Source organism: Blautia sp. AF26-2 (assembly GCF_003460955.1).
Lineage (GTDB): Bacteria > Bacillota > Clostridia > Lachnospirales > Lachnospiraceae > Fusicatenibacter > Fusicatenibacter saccharivorans.
In genome coordinates this window covers 19726-37627 of record NZ_QTWD01000016.1, presented here as the reverse complement: position 1 = coordinate 37627, position 17902 = coordinate 19726, and the positions used below count along the sequence as shown (strand labels likewise).

The window sequence follows — 17902 nt, the reverse complement described above, 5'->3', positions numbered from 1 at the left end:
TGAACGGTCTTTCACGCTTCGTATTCTATTGAATAACTTCAAAATATTAATTGTACTTTTATGTGTTTCCACACCCCACATCCAATACGACTGAGACATTCACACCGTCTGAAATTGCTTTTTTGTAGGTTTTTCTATCACTCTGTGAGAACATCATATGTCGCTCAAAGTGCCGGAAGTCGAGAAGTTTTACAAACTTCCCGACTCGCGGGCAGTCGTCGAATTCCGCATAAACACTGGCTTTACAGCCAGTTATTTCTTCGGAACTCTCCTCGTTGCCTTCGCGCAAATCAAGGATTCTTACATATCGACCCGATGTAGTGCAACCACGCACTCCACATGTATTGTCACTAACATAGGAACACACATCTTTTACCTCGTCTGCGATATGGGAACACATTTCTTTCGCTTTTTCTACTGCTTTTGATTTCTTCCCAAATCGTTCTTTTGCGTTTCCAATTTCATTTTTGAATCCTGTTTTATATATGAAAATGATTTTATAGGGATCTTTCTCTCCATTTTCATCGTAACCACCGACAATAACTTTTTCGATGATACTTTCAAATATTCCTCTGTCAAATCCTTCTAAAATCTGGTTTTTTGACAATGCTTTTCTAAAATCTACCAGCCTTCTTTGCAAGCTGCCTTCATTGTCATATTGTTGTTCGAGCATACCCAGCTGAGCATTTACTTCAGATAATTTCTTTTCATATCCCATATCTGTTTCTTCGTAAATGTCCTTAGCCACAACGCCCTCTAAATAACTCTCCAATAATTTCTTTCTTTTATATTGGATGTTATAAGCATTTTTATTGAGTTTTTCAATTTTATCTTCTATTGAATCTTCAGATAAAGTTTTTTCAACTCTCTTAATAAATTCCTCTAGTACATCCTTATGATCTGTACATAGCATTCGATAGGATTCAATAAAAGCATCCTCAATAACCTGTTCTGGAATTCCTTTACTATCCGGGCAAAACCGTTTTCCATGTTTCGTAGATTTGACACACTGCCAAATAGTTTTTTTATACTTTGAACTACTATGCCATCTTCGTCTTGACAAGCTCGCACCGCAAAATCCACATTCAAGCATACAACTAAAAGCATATTGTCTACTGAATTTTTCTCGTTTTCCAGGTGCTACTCCCTTTTTGCGTCCTCCATTACGGCGTTCCCGTATCTCCTGAGCTCTTGCAAATTTTTCTTCTGATATAATCGGTTCATGATGATTTTTGATATAAAACCGATCTTCTTCTCCAAGATTTTCCAGTCTTCTTTTTGATATCGGATCTACTGTAAAGGTTTTTCCTAATAAAATATCACCTTTGTATTTTTCATTATTAATAATTCCCATTACACTGGAAGAAGTCCACAGATTCCCTTTAATAGTTGAAATCCCCTGTTCATTCAGTTCCCTTGCAATCATCGTACTTCCAGCACCTGCAACATATCTGTCAAATATGTATCTGACCGTTTCCGCACCCTCTTCGTTAATAGACAGCGACTTTGTTACTACATCGTAATCATATCCAAGGCAGCCCTGAAAACCAACAAGTTCTCCACGTTTCATCTTCATTTTCAAACCTTTTTTTACATATGCAGATGTATTTTCCACTTCCTGCTGTGCAACAGAACTTAAAATAGTCAGTAAAAATTCTCCATCTTTTAACGTATTAATTTTTTCGACTTCAAAATATACCGCTATATTCCTCTCTCTTAACATTCTTACATATTTTAATGTATCTAATGTATTTCGTGCGAATCTAGGAATGCTTTTTGCAATCACTAGATCAATATTGCCTGAAAGACATTCCTGAATCAGTAATTGGAATTCTTCTCTTTTATCTGTTTTCGTGCCTGTAATTGCTTTATCAGCAAAAACTCCTGCAAAAACCCATTGCTTATTACTCTTTATCAAATCTGTGTAATATCTGACCATTGAATTATAACTTTTAATCTGATCTTCATCATCAGTACTAACACGACAATATGCGGCAACTCTTAATCTATCAATCTTTCTTCCCGTAGAAGTATCCTCACCAGCACCCTTCGCCTTAATGATTTCAACTTCCATTTGACCGCTCCTTTCTTTTTGTGTTCCTACCGTAGTGTTGATATAATTTTACAACGCAACACTATAATAGTCAAGCGGTAATATTAGAAATAACACCATAATCTTTTTTTAACTTTTTCTCTACCAGCTGATACTCTGCTTCACTTATAAGTTTTAACGAGCGTAATTGTTTCAACATTGACAGCTGCATACTGTATCTCAACAATTTTGCACTATTCATTTTCCCTCTCTACTCTTTCTCATCTACTTTTATCCAAAAATCCTGCAGTAACTGTCGGGTAACAGCCTCATTGGTATTTCACCATCTTTTCAGACCGGGCAGCTTTCCCGGAAGTATCATTATCAAAAACAGTATCTTCGCCACAAAAATCCCACTTTCTGATCACAGTCAAATATTTATCGCTCATGCCTTTACTTCCATATCATTTTGATACCATTTCCACTTTGCGTCACAATGTCGCAAAGCAATAATGCAGACAGTCCTGGCGTATCTACTGTATAGCTCCTCTGTTTCATTCGTCCTGCAGGATAAATATGAAATTTTCAAGGTACAAGCAACGCTAAATATTCTTATCAGCAGAAATGGATGCTCTTATACATTATTTAGCGAACCATTTTAAATCCCAGAATTGTTTTTATCAGTTTTGTTTCCAAGCGTCTGCGAAGCGTTTCATCCACACAATAATGAACACTTCCATATTCGTCATACATTTTTCTAATTGATAATTTTGCAATGTATCCCTCATAATGTTTCAATACTTTATTTATCGCCTGGATATCACCTTCCAATGCTCTTTCAATCACGCAAAGCGATATCAATTTTTTATTACTTGCACTTTTTTCTTCCGTTTTCATTTACATTTTCCTCCAGCATAGCCTTTAGTATTTCAAGTGATCGTGTCCGATGCTCATGTACCGTACTTCTGACAAGATTCAATTTTCTTGCTATATCAGCATCATTCATTTCCATAAAATACGACAAAAGAATAACATCCCTTTTTCTTTCCGTCAGTGCTTTCAATGCTTCTGCCAAAAGAGCATCTTTTACCACCACATCATAACCACCTGCACGAAAATAGCTTTTTTCCAATTCATACTCATTGATTATAGAAAAATTCTCTATTTCCCGTTCCGATAATTCTGAAAACAGAACTTCATGTTTTCTAAGATATGCCAAATGTCTTTCATAATCCACCACTTCACCTTTCAATGCTAATTTACATTTTCGATCAAATTGATGCCTGACTGTTTTCTCATCATAGGAAGAAGATTGCTCCATAGAGTTCACCTCCTTCCCGACCACAAGATATGAGCAAAGGTCTTTTCCCCTTTCACCCTTATCCCGATTGAGAACTTCCCATTGTTCGGGTTTAAAAGAAAAACTCTATAAAAAGTTTTCGTAATATATAAAAAACGTCCTTACGGATTGAAATCCATTGGACGTTTTTATATAAATAATCTAATATTCAAAAAGTAATCTTCTCCCTTCTTTCTATGTAATAAAAAAGCGGAAATAATAATTTTATCATCGCCGCTTATTCTTACTATTTTCAATTTTATATTTCAAAATACCAACATACTGAGAAATTAAAATTATAAAGGTAGTCAATGAAATCAAAGAAAGCATATCCTGTATTAAACCAACTGTACAACAAATTGCAAATGCAATAACTCCCATTAAAATTTTCATAGTTACCTTTTGACAATGTTCTTTTTCAGTATTGTCAAGTTCTCGATTAATACTCTCTACTGTTCACTCCGTTCACAGTAACGTAGCCAAAATTCATTCCAGATTGCCTGCGGCAATGGAATTTTGGCTTGTATGTCTCGGGATTTTGGCATATTCATGCCAAAACACCTCGCGGGACAGTGGTGTGTGAACAGTAACAATCATATTACATTCTCATAATCCAACCCGAAATGTACAATGATATAGGGTGATATGAGAATGAACCAAGATGAAAGAAGGTTTGACTTTCATGGGCTCGGGCTCGCTTTGAAACAGGCCAGAGAGGAAAAGGGCTGGACGCAAGCCTATGTGGCGAAGCTGGTCGGCAAGACTGACCGCACCATTATGAACATCGAGAACAAAGGCCAGCACCCCAGCTTCAACCTGTTTTTCAAACTCGTCACTCTGTTCGACATTTCCGTAGATCAGTTTTTCTATACAGAAGGTCAGCGTGGAGAGAACAGTTGCAGAAAGCACATTGATGTGCTTTTAAGCTCGATGAATGAGAAAGAGCTTGTTGTCATGGAGGCCACAGCCGAAGGGCTCAAGAAAGCCAGAGAAACGGAGGTTCAAGAGGTATGGCTGTTTTGCGTCAGCAGTATGTACTGGTGGAAGCAATCCAAGCATGGATTGCTTCATTAAAAAAGAATCAACAATAAATCATTATTCGGAAAGACCAGCAACTTTGAGTGGCGCTGGTCTTTTATATATGAATTATAAACTTCAACTAACCTGCATATAGTAACATTCCACGGGCAAAGTATGAATTATACAATGTAACCGGGTGATGTTATATGGCGAAAGTTGAAGATTGTCCCGGTTTTGAAACCTTCGGTGCAGATGTCAAATCCGCACGAGAGGCAAATCGTCTGACACGAAAAACATTGGCAGAATTGGTTGGGATTGAATGGCGGTATCTTGCCAACATCGAAAAAGACAGCACGATTCCCAGCCTGCCTGTGATAATCTAGTTGATTAAAGTCTGCTGACTTTTCATCCCTTTCAACCCCTTACAAAAATCGGCATAATCAAGCCTATTGACCGGTATAATAGCAGGTCTCCGCTGGCGCGGTTGTCATAACTCCGCAGCGTCGTTTTACTCGTGCGCCGCAGGGTTCCCCCCAAGTCTTTAGGAGGCCGTGAGGAAGTATCTTTAAGCCCCCGTGCAGTCCTCGCGCCGGATTTGCCACCATCCGCTTTGTGAAATCGTAGATCGCTCCGAAGCAGCTTTGTTCATCACCTCCCTGGCTGCTCCATCTTCGCGGCGTTCCACACTCGCTCGTACACGGGTTATGTACCTGTTATGCTGTCTATGAAATTGTCAAAGTGCTGTTGAAGGGGGAAAACTTGTCCTTCTTATTAACTCTGACAAAAAGAGCAAAAAACAGGCGCTTCAAACGAAATTTTATCAAAATATTTTTGTTATAAGATGCAAAATAAGAACTCATCCAGTTTTATCTCCACTCTGATTAGTAGTACAATCTAAGAAAGAACGAAAATGTTTTACCCAAATTTATTCATAATTTATTTACAATTAAATTCCTAGCCGTACAGCAGAAAAATGATGACGAAAGATGATGCAAATGCTATAATGTTTGCATATAGATATGACAATTTGACCATATCGGAATCTTTATTCAAACAGATGATTGGAGATATTGCTATTATGAGAAATCCATGGCCAATTTTCAGCATTGCGGCTCTCTCCGGAGCTGCGTGCTTGATTTATGATCACTTTTTTTCTTACGAGACTATGTGGATTGCTGTTGTAGTGTTCCTTGTGCTGCTGGCTCTATGCTTTTTCGCATATTGCAAATATGAACACTGGCTGGCAAAGAAACTTAACCCCTATGTGGTGGCATATCAAAGCGATCACAACCTTGAGAATTTGAAACATGGATTGGATCGCTGGCGTCCTTGGGCACTCAGCAAGCATTCCAAAAACATCATTACAGCGAACTGGTTCTCCGCTCTGCTGGAACAACAGCGCTGGACAGAAGCGGAAGAAACTTTGGAGCAGTTTTTGCATCGAGCAAAAAATACGCAGGATAAACTGGGGTATCACCTACTTCGTGAAGATTACGCAAGGGCGATCGGAGACACTGAATTAGAGAAGCAGGAACGACTTCTAAGCGAACAGCTAAAAACCCAGCTTGGAAATAAAAAGGGAGAATCAAGAATACCCGCAAGCGCCAAAGAGAGTAAATATGCTTTCTTTTGCTGGCTCTCTTTCAGCGTTGGTCTGGCACTGTTCGGAATCATCAGCAATATCGCCACCGGGGACTCAATCCTTGGATCGTTTGGAGCCGGAGTTTTTATTTTGGGCTTGTTCTCGTTCCCAGTCTGCTTGATCTGGCTGATTCTCTGGTTGATCCGGCGCAGAAAGGAGGCTGCTAAATGACTTATATCCTCCCAGTACTCTATGTAATTGTGTCTTATACATTCTTTCTTTTGGCAGTTCATTTTGGCAATGCAATCACATTGCAGATAGTATCGATCCTTCTGCCCTTTATTATGGGGATCGTCAATTTGATTGTTGTGCTGACCGTAGGAAGAAAGTGGTCGAGAAAAACATTGCTGAACTGCACTTTGATTATCAAGTATGGACTAATCCCGTTCTACCTGATCGGAGGGAGCATCACTGTATATGTAACGCTGATGGCATTCTTCCCATTGCCGCTGATGGCGTTGTTCGGACTGGTAACCATTGTTTTTTTGATTTTGGGATACGGGATTCTATTAGGGGCAGCTCCCTATGCTATCGCTTATCTGATAAAGTCATGCAAAGACGGCATACATCCGAAATGGTTGGCGGTTTTAGCTGGAATCTGCCAGTTCTTCTTTTCCTTTGATGTACTTGCAATGATGGTTCTGACATTAAAGGAGCGGCACAGGGTCAAAACGACGATTGCCGTTTTCTGTGCAATGTGTCTTGCGCTCCTGCTTATCGTACTCTATGTGGTCATGACGCTGATAGGGGCATAATCGACCTTTATATAGGATATGAGTTGTTCATACATAAAACAAATTTGATAGAATCGCAGAAAGGATTTACGCTTATGAAAAAACAATGGATTGCTTTACTGACAGGATGTGTGCTGGTATGCAGTATGCTGGCCGGATGCGGCTCAAAACCTCAGACATCAGCTCCGGCAGCTGCGGGCAGCGATAAAGGCTGTACGGATGAGGCCATTCTGTCTCAGCTGAAAAATGACGGGACACCTGAGTTCGTACTGGATGGTACTTACTATACGCTTCCTTTGGAAACTTCCCAGCTGATACAAGCCGGCTGGAGTTTGGAAACGGAAGAATATGATGCAGCAGAGGTTTCTCTGCAACCCGGCGAGCGTATTTATGGGGAACTTTCCAAAGACGATCAGGAAATAGATGTTGCAATCGTAAATGCCGGGACAGAGCCATGCAAGCCTGCTGAGGGCGGAACGGTGGTAGAACTGGAATACTCTGCCGATAAGGATCAACCAAATCCTGATTTCTTTGTAACGCTCAATGGGATCAACTGTGCGATGTCCAACGCAGCTTTACAAAAGGCGCTGGAAGGTGTAGACGGATATAAACTGAATTCCGCAGGAAATATCGACATCAATCGTACTGTTGATGATGATGAAATTGCTGTTTATAAAGTCATTCTGGATGATGACTACACAGCAATCACGCTTGCTTCGGACAATGTTTTTGAATACAAGGATTATCAGCCGCAAGAGGTAAAAGAACAGGCATCTAATGAAAAGATTGCCGCTTACAAGGATACTACAAAAGCCGAGATGGAGCCGTATGCTCAGGATTTCAATGCGATCATCGAGGGATATGAAGAAAATATGGTCGTTGGATTTTACAGTGAAGGTACTATTTGGGGCGAAGAAGTCGGTGAATATAAATCTATTGCCGGAACGCCGCTCGCTTCGGATGTGTCTCTCTACATCGCAGAGGATACAACCGGCCAGCTCTACTGTATTGCTAACCAGATTTTGAATGAAGATGGTACTGTAAGCACTGCCATTGAGCTTGAGGAAGGCGATCAGGTCAAGGTTTGGGGTTATGCTTCACAGTATCTGGAATTGCAGGAAGGTCTGAAAATCGTCGTGGTTCAGCCTGGTATCATTGAACGCAACGGCGAACTGGTGATCCTGGACAAAAATTTGAAAGCAGACTAATGCTTTTGAACGCCGGGTGCATCTATCAAAGGATTGCATCCGGCGTTCTCAACTTAAAACAATAATTAGGAGGAACAATTATGCTTACAATGAATGAAAAAGATAAAAATGAAATGCTGGAAGCCATTTTGAAGGAAAACGAAGCCTATCAGTGCAAGTTATGGGCGGTCATCATGGCCGGAGCTGATACCTATGCACTGATTGGAGGACTTTCTACACTGACGGGGGGTGCTGCCGCTGCATTAGGCGCACTGAGCAATGCTTACTGCTATCTGGGAGTTACCGAGAAACACCTGAATATGATCATTGTAAATTCCGTCAATGTCTCAAAAATTGAAAACCGGCTTTCTCTGCCCTTAAGCAGCATAACAAAGGCAGAAGTCAAGGGTGGGCTGCTGCCCGGAAGAAAAGTCGTAATGCTGCATTTTGGAAAAGAAAAAATGAAAATTTCTTTGATGAACAATGCGATTGGCTCTGATATTCAGGGGCAGAAAGAAAATGTTGAGATGTTCTGCCAGATTGTTTCCAAACTCGGATAACCAGTATTATAAAGTGAGAGGAATCAGAGTATGAAAAAAATCTTAATTGTGTTATTAACTATGGTGTTGCTCCTTGCTGGATGCGGCAAAAATGGGGCTTCATCGCCACAATCTCCCTCTGATGAATCTGTGGCGGATCGGCAGAAACCCTCTTCTTCCGAAACCGAAATATCATCTGAAGATCATGCGATTCCCGGAAGTTATACCGTCCCGGAGGGATGGGAGAAATCTGAGAAGCATTCTACTGATTCGCAGATTTTCTATATAGAGGAAGGCCACGAAAATGATGAAAAGCCGGACAACATCTCCATCCATGTAGGAAAGAACAAATATAGTCTGGATGAGCATGAGCAGTTCCGGGATGCGATCGTCCAACAGATTTTGATGCAGCTGGATGGTATTGAAGCTCAACTGAACGGGGATGGAACCTATACCGAGCAGGGAGATCTGCTTTATATCTTTACCATCGACGAGGGCGATATTGTCACCACGCAATACTATATTGTAAGGGATTACGGGTTCTGCCTGATCCAGCTTACAAATTTCAGCGGATCAGAAACCACGGAACAGGCCGCCAGGGACATGGTAGATAGCTTTGTTTGGGATACAGAAGGATAAATTGACACAGGAACCGTGATTTTATAGGAAAACGACGAAGATGGAGAAACGAAAACTTTCAGGAAAAACAATTTTGAAGCTGGCAGGGGCACTTTTGACTTTGGCTTATTTGGGATTTTGCCTCTATGCAGGTATTACCGGGAAATTTCCGAATATGCACAGAGTCGAGCATGTGATGCGTTTTGGCGACCTTAAAAACTGGGTGTCCGGCGGAATATCGGCTGTGATGATTTTTGCCCTGTGCATTACTTCTGCTTTCAATGACCTAAATCTCCAGAAGGGACGCAAAAAATCATTTTTACCACTTTTTCTCACCATGATTCTGCCCATTATCCTTTTACTGCTTTTGGAGTCTTATCTGGATATTGGTTGGATCGGGATTGCCCTTTATGCCGGTATTGCAGTTTTTCTATTTGGCGTTGCATGGACTCCACAACTGTTGAATCAGTGGATCGCCCGCCGACTTTTACGAAATGAACCGATGAGCGGCAAGCAACAAGTGCGGATCATTGAGTGGATTCATTTTCATCCACTGAAAAAGTTGCTGGTTTTCGGGTTGTGGGGCTTTGGTGTCGTGCTTGTTTTGCGTGGCATCTGGGTAACGGCAACCGGGAAAATCGAAATGGACGGAGAACTTTTCCTGTTTTTACTTGGCACAGCAGTTCTGGTTGTGGCGCTGTTTCAGAAAATGAGACGCTATGTATGTGCGCCTTACCGGAATATACCGGTACTGAATCAGATTCTCAGCAAAAAACAGTTGGAGCAGCTGTTGGATGGAGAACACTTTGAGCCAATAGAGTTTGAAGATGAGGCCATGAAAAAGTATCTGGAAATTTACCGAAGCCAAAACTGGATGCTGATTGGCGGGAAGCTGCTCTCAAAAAAGCTGGCTTTATGGGGCACAATGAATCGGTCAGGAAACGATGCGTTCTTGAAGGTACTTTACCTTAACGGTATGACGGCCAAAGCGAAAGTCGATCTGGATATTCGAGGGGACCGGTACAAGGAGTTTACTGCTGTGCTGAAAGAATTGATTGGATACGAAGGCACACTTAAACTGGATGAAAAAGAAGAACAGCTGGCCCAGAAATTTGCGTCCTTTTTCCCAGATCAAACTTCCGAACAGGAGCGTGTCGCTGCTTTTCTTTCTCAGGATGTGACAGCGATCCGGCAGGACTATATTCAGACCTTCTCCCCTCCGCCAGACCCCCGGAAGAAAAAGCGGAGTAGACGGGAACGGGAATAAAAGATTTTCTTCATTTTTCAATGGAGAACGGGTTACAAAGATAAATAGAATGTAACTTGGAGGTTACCTATGAACTATGATATGAATATGATTAAATACCGCAAAAATGGCTTTTTCAGAATTGCATCAGCTATTCTGATTATCTGTTTTACACTATTTGGCCTTACTGCTTGCACCGGTACTACTGACAGCAAAGATAATAACGATGATAATGCACTGATGCAAGGAACATGGGAAATAGATACCGGCTCTGGTGCTGGTTATAAATTCGTTGAAGATAAATTTATGTGGTTAAAATCCATCGAGGATATTAACGATAACTACTGGTACGGAGATGTTGAGTACTATAATGGTGCTGAAGCAATGGAAATGGCAGGACTAACCGATGACGAACTTCAAAGCAGCCTGTCAGGACTTAAACCCGAAAACATTTTTGTAACAAAATTAGATCCCGAAAAAATCATTACCGATGGTGAGGATAAAACTGCTACCAATATGAATGACCAAACATTATGGACTCGCTTATGGCTTATTGAAGAAAATGAGGACAATGTTGTTGCGGTAGTGTTTGATTTGGAAACTTTTAGTATGGAGAGCTACACTAAAGTTGAGTAAAAACCAGAAATTAGAATTTGGAGTAAACTTATGGACTATATAATACGAGAAATGAGAAGCGAAGAATACTGTTTATTAAGTGATTTTTTATACGAAGCGATTTATATTCCGGAAGGTATTGAACCTCCACCTAAATCAGTAATAGAATGTCCGGAATTACAAGAATATATCGTCGAGTTTGGAAATCGAAAACATGATAAAGCCTTAATTGCAGAGATTCAGGGAAATGTAGTAGGAGCTATTTGGGTAAGAATTATGAATGACTATGGACACATTGATAATGATACTCCATCTCTTGCCATGTCTGTCTGCCCCCAATATAGAGGGTTAGGCATTGGAACTTCATTATTGAAACAATTATTACAAGTGGAAAGATTAGCTGGATATTCAAAAATATCCTTATCTGTTCAGAAAAGTAATTATGCAGTGAAGATGTACGAGAAAGTGGGATTTACTGTTGTTAATGAAAATAGCGAGGAATTTATTATGATTGTAAATCTATAACAGAAATTCCAGTTTGCATAACTGGCAACCCAACCACAATTAAATATTCACAGCTCTACTAAGCAGGAGATCCGAAAAGGTCTCCTGCTTTTTTGCACCCACAGCCAACTCTGTAAAATACTTATCTAAAGATGGTGCAATAGAAAGGGGCGCAAGGCTCTGTGCCGGAAGCACTTTGAGACCTTGCGCCCTTTGTTATTCTATCCTAAAAATACTTTGCCAGCTTCTAATAATACATCCTCCATTCCGATCCCTTTTCTCAAATATCACATTTATTGGGTGGAATATTAAAACTTTTCCAAAAGGTTTTCTTTCAGACATTCCTGTTCATGCAAAATACCTTGGTTTATTACCAGCACAACATCTGCTTCTTCAGCAAGCTGTTTGCTATGCGTTACTACAATAACACACTTTCCCAACTCATGAGCAGTTTTCTTTATCAGTTCAATAATTTCTCTGGCCGTATCTTCATCCAAATTGCCAGTCGGTTCATCCGCCAAAAGCACCTTGGCTTCACTTGCTAAGGCACGGGCAATCGCTACACGCTGCTGCTGTCCTCCGGAAAGCTGTAATACATTCCTCTTCCAATCCTCACGGGGAATGCTTACTTTCTGTAATAAATCTTCAGCATTCTTTGTTCCACCCAGTTTTACATTTTCTTCTGTGGTAAGGTAATCGATCAGATTGTAATTCTGAAATACCAGAGATACATTGTGTCTACGATGGTAATTCAAACCCTTTTTGCGGATGTCCTCACCGCTATAGAGAATACTTCCTGATACCGGATTGTCCAATCCTGCTAAAAGTGATAAAAATGTGGTTTTTCCTGAACCACTGGAACCAACAATCGCATAAAATGTGGATTCTTCAAAAGTTGCAGACACATTATTTAGAACATTTTTATCGCGTTTTGATTTATAGGAATACAAGATATTTTTTGCTTCTAAAATCATTTCCATCCCTCCTAGCTCATTTCACTTAAAATATCTTTTGGCTTTTTACGGAAAATCAAAACACTGGCAGCGCAGGTAGAGAAAAGAATCAATAGACCTACACTGAGGCTATCTATGAGCAACATATTGGTCGTGATTTCCGTTTCCACATTCATAACAGTAAGTTCCGGCGGCCGATAATCGGTAGATACTTTTCCTGCATTCATTTCATCCTGTAATTCGGCCTGTTCTACCTGCTGACCTACCAGATAATCAGCAGCTGCATCGGAAACTGCCGGAGCGATCAAGAAGGAAAGTGAAAGAGCCAAAACACCAATCAAAATCGCTTCTGTTAAAATCTGCATGAATATCTTTCCCTTGGCAATTCCAAGTGATAGCAGAATACCAATCTCATTCGTTCTGTTCTTGATCCAAAAAATAAAAATCAGGAATAAGATAACAAAACTAGCTCCTGTAACTATCAGAAGCAATGTATTGCTGATATTTTCCAAATCATTAAAATTTGCAGCCATTGTATCAAGATTGCCATTGTTATCAATCAAATCATACCATTGCCAGTTAATATTCGTTTTCTTGATGGCTTCTTTTACGGCATCATAATCATCAACATTCCCAACCTTAAAATAAGCCTTTTCATACAACGGGTCATCCTGCTCCACTTTTTCAGGGAAATGTAGATCTGTAAAGATAACATTTTCAGAGCGGAATGTATCCCCAGACATATAAGGTTTCATTCGTTCCTTTACCTGGTAGATACCAACAATAGTTGCTTCCTGCACAGGCTCTTCATTTTTCACTGAATGGAATTGTAGATGATCTCCTACTTTTAACTGATTTCTGTTTGCCAGTTCTTCAGAAATAACACAGGCATTTAAATCATCTTTTGTTGTCATTCGGCCTTGTGTGACGGAAACATTACCAGAAAGGACATTGGCATCCAACATCATGTCTCGGTTACCAATTAAAGTTACCCCCTGAAAATCATTAGTTTGATCTGTATCGGCATCTTCAATTCTTTCAAAGTTTTTATGCTTTACTGCCGTTGGAACTGTTGTGATATTATAGTCAGCAATTCCCTCTACGCCTGCGATTTTTTCAATATCATCCTGTTTCAATGATTCAAAAGAATTATCTGTCAATACTCCCCAGTTTTCTGCTCCCATAGCTGTATATTTTATTTGATGAACCCCACCATAGCTTCCTTGTCCATCTGGATAGAGTTCTGATATTTTTTGGCAGGCTTCATCTACTCGTTGACTTCTACTCTCCGGATTATATTCCAGAAGAAATCCTGCGCCGATTGCCTGACGCGTACTGTCTTTTGTTGCGATGTTTGCAGATCTGCTTGCCATTCCTGAAAGAAAAAGCAGACTGATAATACAGACTACAAGTAAAAGCAACAGACTTTTGACCGGTTTTCTGAAACAGGATCTGGTTGCTCGTTGAAACAAATTCATCGTATTATCCCTCCATTCGTGATAAAATGTCTTTTGGATTTGCACGGATTACAGGCAACAGCGACAGTAAAACAGCAATCACCACAACTCCACTGCCAATGCCTAATAACAATGCTACATCCGTAAGTTGTAAAGAAACTTCCAAAGAAGCGCCGGTTTCCACAGAGGAGAACAACAGGTTCTGTAACCAACTTGCTGTCAGAGTTCCAAATCCACAAGCAAAAACCAGAGCAATAAGAAATACGATAGCTGCTTCCAAAAGAGCCTGTAAAAGAATAATGTGCTTCTGTTCACCCATACTGATCAGCACAGCCATTTCCTTTTGTCTGCTTCGCATCCACATACAAAGCAGTAAAGACACAATCATTGTACCGGTAAAAAAGGTCAGTAGGCGCATCAGTGCTACAACTCTTGCTATTTGTGTTAAAGGAGCTTTCATCTGCTGATACAGCGCATCCGATGTGGTAATATCTGCTTTCTCCTGTAAAATCTCCTGTATGCTTCCTGCCAATGTGTCTAAAAGTTTCGGTTGTCCAGTATAAGCCAATACTTTATAAAATCCACAGTTATCAAATAAGTTCACATAAGTTGTATTATCAATATAAATCTGATTTTCCATCCGGTAGACAGCAGCGGTTGTTTTTTCCTGTTGGCTTTCGTTCCCAGTAAGGTATTCCCCAATGACTGTAACCGCAACTTTTTTTCCGCTTTCTATTTCCAAAGAAAATGTGTCTCCAATTTTCAGACCATTGGCCTGAGCAAATTGGGCATTGATTACTGCGCTTCCTTGTGTTTCCGGTTTAATCCATTCGCCGTCCGTTAAATGGTAGGATTTATCTGCAAAAGGACTGTCTCTATCCATATCATCAAAAGATAACAGATTGACTTTCAGATTATTCGACTCCGTGGAAGTACTTGCACTAACTGGTACAAGATCTGTTAAATATGCGGCTTGCTGCCCCATTCGATTGATTGAAGTGACAGCTTCCAAGTTTTTAATCGTTTCAGCTTCTGTATCTGTAATAGGATGAGTCGTGTTCATAATTTCACATACCACCTTTGCTCCCGCTTTTTCCTGCATGGCAGCTTCTGTCCTTTCGGTGGCGTGTAAAATCATGTTGGTACTAAGAATCATGCTGTTGACAAACAGAAAAATCAGTAGCAACAATACCGACTTTGCCCGTTTCCTTGCCAGATACAGAAAACCCCTTTTATAAAAAGGCATCTTTTAATCCCCCCTTACTTATATCGGGGAAGCAGTACTTTGGTAGCATGGATGGTTCCATCATCCTGTGTTTCTCCATAGATATAAACGGATGTAGATTTTTTCACATCAGAAGCTGTGGCTGCTTCAAATTCTACAGCTCCAGTAGCACTGTTAATGTTTGCAATATGAAAAGTACAATCTTCTCCATAAGAAACAGTTGTACTCTCCAGAGTACTTTCCATGCCATTTGCTGCCAACTTTGTCGTCTGGGAATCTACTTCCATTGGAATAACCTGAAAACTTCCATCCTGAAATTCAGCTACGCTTCCACCCAAAATGGCTTCCGCCTCTATATCGTCTAAATTTCCAGGTAATTCTTCTTTTCCTTTTTCAGCATCTGCGTCCTTATTTCCACCTGGCATCTCGCCTTGACTGTAGGCAGGTGACTCACTTTGGGTTTCCTGCCCGGTTTGTGTACTGCCACAAGCTGCCATTGAGAGCGTGCAGAACAATGCTAATGTTACACCTACTAATTTGATTTTTTTCATTTGATGTATCTCCTTTCTGTTTGTGCGGATTTATCATACAACAGAATTACTCTAAAAATCCTCTAAGAAGAAATAAGATTTTTCCTCATTTTTGGAGGACTTTTAGAGGATTTCTCTGCTATACTAAACACAAAAACTATATTCAAGGAAAAGGAAAACAAAGAATGATAAAAATACTACTCATGGAAGATGATCTTGACTTGTGCCAATCCATTCAACAAGCACTGAAAAAAGAAGGATATTCCGTTGACTGCTGCAATGATGGAGAAAGTTCTATGATATATGCATTAAATACTGACTATGGCTATGATCTTGCCATCGTAGATCGTATGCTTCCTATCATTGATGGACTGACCATCATAAAAGCTATGCGCAGAAAACAAATTCAAATTCCTGTAATTATCATTACGGGAATGTCTGCTTTAGATGACCGAGTGGACGGGCTGGACAGTGGGGCAGACGATTATCTTATAAAGCCCTTTCACATTCGTGAACTGATGGCAAGAGTGCGAGCCTTGACACGGCGGCCACAGCAAATTCAGGAAATGGGAATGCTTTCTTATGCAGATCTTCATTTTGACTATCCAAATCGAAAAGTCACTTGTAACGGACAGGAGCTTATATTGACAGCCAAAGAAACAGAGCTTTTAAGTGTGCTAATGAAACAGCCAGAAACATCATTTTCAAGGGAGCAGCTTGTCTTAAAAGTATGGGGCAGCAATGCCGACATAGAGCCAGGGAATGTAGATAACTATATTTCATTCCTTAGAAAACGATTAAGAGAGCTTCATAGCAAATGTGCAATTACAACGATTTATGGTTCGGGATATAGATTGGAGTCTGCTCATGCTTAAGCGCTTACAAAACAATCTGCGTATTTTTCTGATTATGATTTTTATGGTTGTTATCTCTCTCATCCTCTGTTTTTTCTTTTGGACTACATGGCAGGATCAGCAGATTGCGGATATTGCTTATATTCAGCGAATGGCCTCCTTGCTTATTTATCAATTAGAAGCTGATCCAGAAAGTCCGGACGAGCTGCTTTCTAATTACGAGCAAGAAATGAATGTTTACAGCATTTTGAAAGACAAAGAGGGACATATCCTGTTTCAAAGTAAACCGGACACACGCACAGATCTGGATACACTAATAAGAATTGCAGAAAAAAGCATTGAAATACAATATCCCGAAGAGCAAACAACTATTTCTTCAATCACAGCACAGGGAGGATACGGAAAAATCACTGGAAATGATCACGATAGCTATTATGTGATTCCGTCCAACATTCACACAAAAGCAGGAAATATCTATTCATTAGTTTTGTTTTACGAACCATCCTCCATAAGCTCTCTGCTGCTTCAACAGTTACCAGCATACGCAACTATCTGGCTTTTGGCTTTTATATTGATTCTTTTAGCAAGCCGTTTTTTATTGCATCGAGCATTTGAACCAACAGAACAGGTATTACAAAGTCATAAAGACTTTATTGCGGCTGCTTCGCACGAATTGAAATCACCCCTTGCAGTAATTATGGCAAACATAGAAAGCATTCAGAATAGCGAAATAAAAGAACCGCAGACGCAAAACAGTCTAAAAGTGATTGATGCAGAATGTATCAGAATGTCACGACTGGTACGAGATATGCTTCTTCTGGCATCTTCAGATGCAGATAAGTGGACCATTCATACACAGGAGGTTAATATCGACACTCTGCTTATCATGTTATACGAAGCGTATGAGCCGATATGCAGAAAAAAATCAATTCACTTAGATTTGAATTTAGATGTAGAAAGCTACCCACAAATCTACACAGACCAAGAACGCGTTTTTCAAGTATTAAGTATATTTTTAGATAATGCAGTCTCTTATTCCAAAGAAAACAGCAATATTGAAATACTAACCAGTCAAACATCAAAAGAGTTTACTTTCCTGGTTGTAGATCATGGGTGTGGAATTGCTGAAAAAGATAAACCTTTTATCTTTGATCGTTTCTACTGTGCTGATAAATCTCGCACGAATAAAGCTCATTTTGGGTTGGGACTTAGTATCGCAAAAGAATTGGCAAAAATGCTCTCTGGAAAAATTGGATTTTCAGATACTTCTGGTGGTGGGACAACATTCTTTTTGACTCTACCTATAAAATAAAGTGTTTGATCTGTGCGGAAAATAATGTTAATACATTCAACAAACATAAAGGAAAGTATCTTTATTCTTCAAAGTAAGGGGCAGGAGATCTGAAA

At 40.0% G+C, this 17902-nt stretch carries 19 protein-coding genes and 1 pseudogene; 12 read left to right on the top strand and 8 right to left on the bottom strand.

Annotation, left to right across the window (positions count from 1 at the left end; genetic code table 11):
* Positions 1-58: 58 nt before the first annotated feature.
* The 4 genes from DWY63_RS16720 to DWY63_RS16705 all read right to left on the bottom strand — a co-directional run bounded on the left by DWY63_RS16720 (position 59) and on the right by DWY63_RS16705 (position 3353).
* Entirely contained in the window at positions 59-2074 is a 2016-nt protein-coding gene (locus tag DWY63_RS16720; RefSeq protein WP_243001910.1) for a recombinase family protein, read from the bottom strand.
* A gap of 70 nt (positions 2075-2144) precedes the next feature.
* Positions 2145-2294: an SHOCT domain-containing protein gene (locus DWY63_RS18565; protein ID WP_004613393.1), complete on the bottom strand. Its 150-nt coding sequence runs from the start codon at positions 2292-2294 to the stop codon at positions 2145-2147.
* A gap of 383 nt (positions 2295-2677) precedes the next feature.
* Positions 2678-2929, bottom strand: a complete 252-nt coding sequence (locus tag DWY63_RS16710; RefSeq protein ID WP_004613390.1) for a helix-turn-helix domain-containing protein — start codon at positions 2927-2929, stop codon at positions 2678-2680.
* Positions 2901-3353 carry a sigma factor-like helix-turn-helix DNA-binding protein gene (locus DWY63_RS16705; RefSeq protein ID WP_055214139.1) on the bottom strand — a complete coding sequence of 151 codons (453 nt, stop codon included), beginning with the start codon at positions 3351-3353 and terminating at the stop codon, positions 2901-2903. The genes DWY63_RS16710 and DWY63_RS16705 overlap by 29 nt, the downstream gene beginning before the upstream one ends.
* A 669-nt stretch (positions 3354-4022) precedes the next feature.
* On the opposite strand from DWY63_RS16705, the pseudogene DWY63_RS16695 reads away from it, so the two are divergent.
* The 10 genes and pseudogenes from DWY63_RS16695 to DWY63_RS16645 form a co-directional block, all read left to right on the top strand.
* Positions 4023-4379: pseudogene (locus tag DWY63_RS16695) on the top strand (helix-turn-helix domain-containing protein); the annotation flags it as partial.
* Between the two features lie 218 nt (positions 4380-4597).
* Positions 4598-4774: a helix-turn-helix domain-containing protein gene (locus DWY63_RS16690; RefSeq protein WP_015540997.1), complete on the top strand. Its 177-nt coding sequence runs from the start codon at positions 4598-4600 to the stop codon at positions 4772-4774.
* A 593-nt stretch (positions 4775-5367) separates the two neighbouring features.
* The gene (locus DWY63_RS16680) at positions 5368-6204 is read left to right on the top strand and encodes a ribonuclease III (protein ID WP_243000688.1); all 837 of its coding nucleotides are present in this window, start codon (positions 5368-5370) and stop codon (positions 6202-6204) included.
* Complete coding sequence (locus DWY63_RS16675; RefSeq protein WP_004613375.1) at positions 6201-6788, top strand: hypothetical protein; 588 nt, start codon at positions 6201-6203, stop codon at positions 6786-6788. The genes DWY63_RS16680 and DWY63_RS16675 overlap by 4 nt, the downstream gene beginning before the upstream one ends.
* A gap of 74 nt (positions 6789-6862) precedes the next feature.
* Positions 6863-7975, top strand: a complete 1113-nt coding sequence (locus tag DWY63_RS16670; protein WP_004613374.1) for a hypothetical protein — start codon at positions 6863-6865, stop codon at positions 7973-7975.
* An 80-nt stretch (positions 7976-8055) separates the two neighbouring features.
* Positions 8056-8514 carry a hypothetical protein gene (locus DWY63_RS16665; protein ID WP_117639769.1) on the top strand — a complete coding sequence of 153 codons (459 nt, stop codon included), beginning with the start codon at positions 8056-8058 and terminating at the stop codon, positions 8512-8514.
* Positions 8515-8544: 30 nt separating this feature from the next.
* Complete coding sequence (locus tag DWY63_RS16660; RefSeq protein WP_002592083.1) at positions 8545-9132, top strand: hypothetical protein; 588 nt, start codon at positions 8545-8547, stop codon at positions 9130-9132.
* Between the two features lie 40 nt (positions 9133-9172).
* Positions 9173-10378, top strand: coding sequence for a hypothetical protein (locus DWY63_RS16655; RefSeq protein ID WP_117802658.1), 1206 nt, complete (start codon positions 9173-9175; stop codon positions 10376-10378).
* A 69-nt stretch (positions 10379-10447) separates the two neighbouring features.
* Positions 10448-10993, top strand: coding sequence for a hypothetical protein (locus DWY63_RS16650; protein ID WP_015540992.1), 546 nt, complete (start codon positions 10448-10450; stop codon positions 10991-10993).
* A 30-nt stretch (positions 10994-11023) separates the two neighbouring features.
* Positions 11024-11497 (top strand): GNAT family N-acetyltransferase, encoded by a 474-nt coding sequence (locus tag DWY63_RS16645; RefSeq protein ID WP_117639765.1) that lies wholly within the window; start codon positions 11024-11026, stop codon positions 11495-11497.
* 287 nt (positions 11498-11784) lie between these two features.
* On the opposite strand, the gene DWY63_RS16640 is transcribed toward DWY63_RS16645, so the two are convergent.
* The 4 genes from DWY63_RS16640 to DWY63_RS16625 are packed head-to-tail and all read right to left on the bottom strand — an operon-like array spanning position 11785 to position 15662.
* The gene (locus DWY63_RS16640; protein WP_024739058.1) at positions 11785-12450 is read right to left on the bottom strand and encodes an ABC transporter ATP-binding protein; all 666 of its coding nucleotides are present in this window, start codon (positions 12448-12450) and stop codon (positions 11785-11787) included.
* Between the two features lie 11 nt (positions 12451-12461).
* On the bottom strand, positions 12462-13907 hold the full coding sequence (locus DWY63_RS16635) for an ABC transporter permease (RefSeq protein WP_024739059.1): 1446 nt from the start codon (positions 13905-13907) through the stop codon (positions 12462-12464).
* A gap of 4 nt (positions 13908-13911) precedes the next feature.
* Complete coding sequence (locus DWY63_RS16630) at positions 13912-15132, bottom strand: ABC transporter permease (RefSeq protein ID WP_117802657.1); 1221 nt, start codon at positions 15130-15132, stop codon at positions 13912-13914.
* Between the two features lie 14 nt (positions 15133-15146).
* The gene (locus tag DWY63_RS16625; protein WP_117639764.1) at positions 15147-15662 is read right to left on the bottom strand and encodes a hypothetical protein; all 516 of its coding nucleotides are present in this window, start codon (positions 15660-15662) and stop codon (positions 15147-15149) included.
* Between the two features lie 164 nt (positions 15663-15826).
* Here DWY63_RS16625 and DWY63_RS16620 point away from each other — a divergent pair, with 164 nt between their 5' ends.
* Both DWY63_RS16620 and DWY63_RS16615 read left to right on the top strand, forming a co-directional pair.
* Positions 15827-16516 carry a response regulator transcription factor gene (locus DWY63_RS16620; protein ID WP_008982471.1) on the top strand — a complete coding sequence of 230 codons (690 nt, stop codon included), beginning with the start codon at positions 15827-15829 and terminating at the stop codon, positions 16514-16516.
* Entirely contained in the window at positions 16509-17807 is a 1299-nt protein-coding gene (locus DWY63_RS16615) for a sensor histidine kinase (RefSeq protein ID WP_024739062.1), read from the top strand. The genes DWY63_RS16620 and DWY63_RS16615 overlap by 8 nt, the downstream gene beginning before the upstream one ends.
* Positions 17808-17902: the final 95 nt, after the last annotated feature.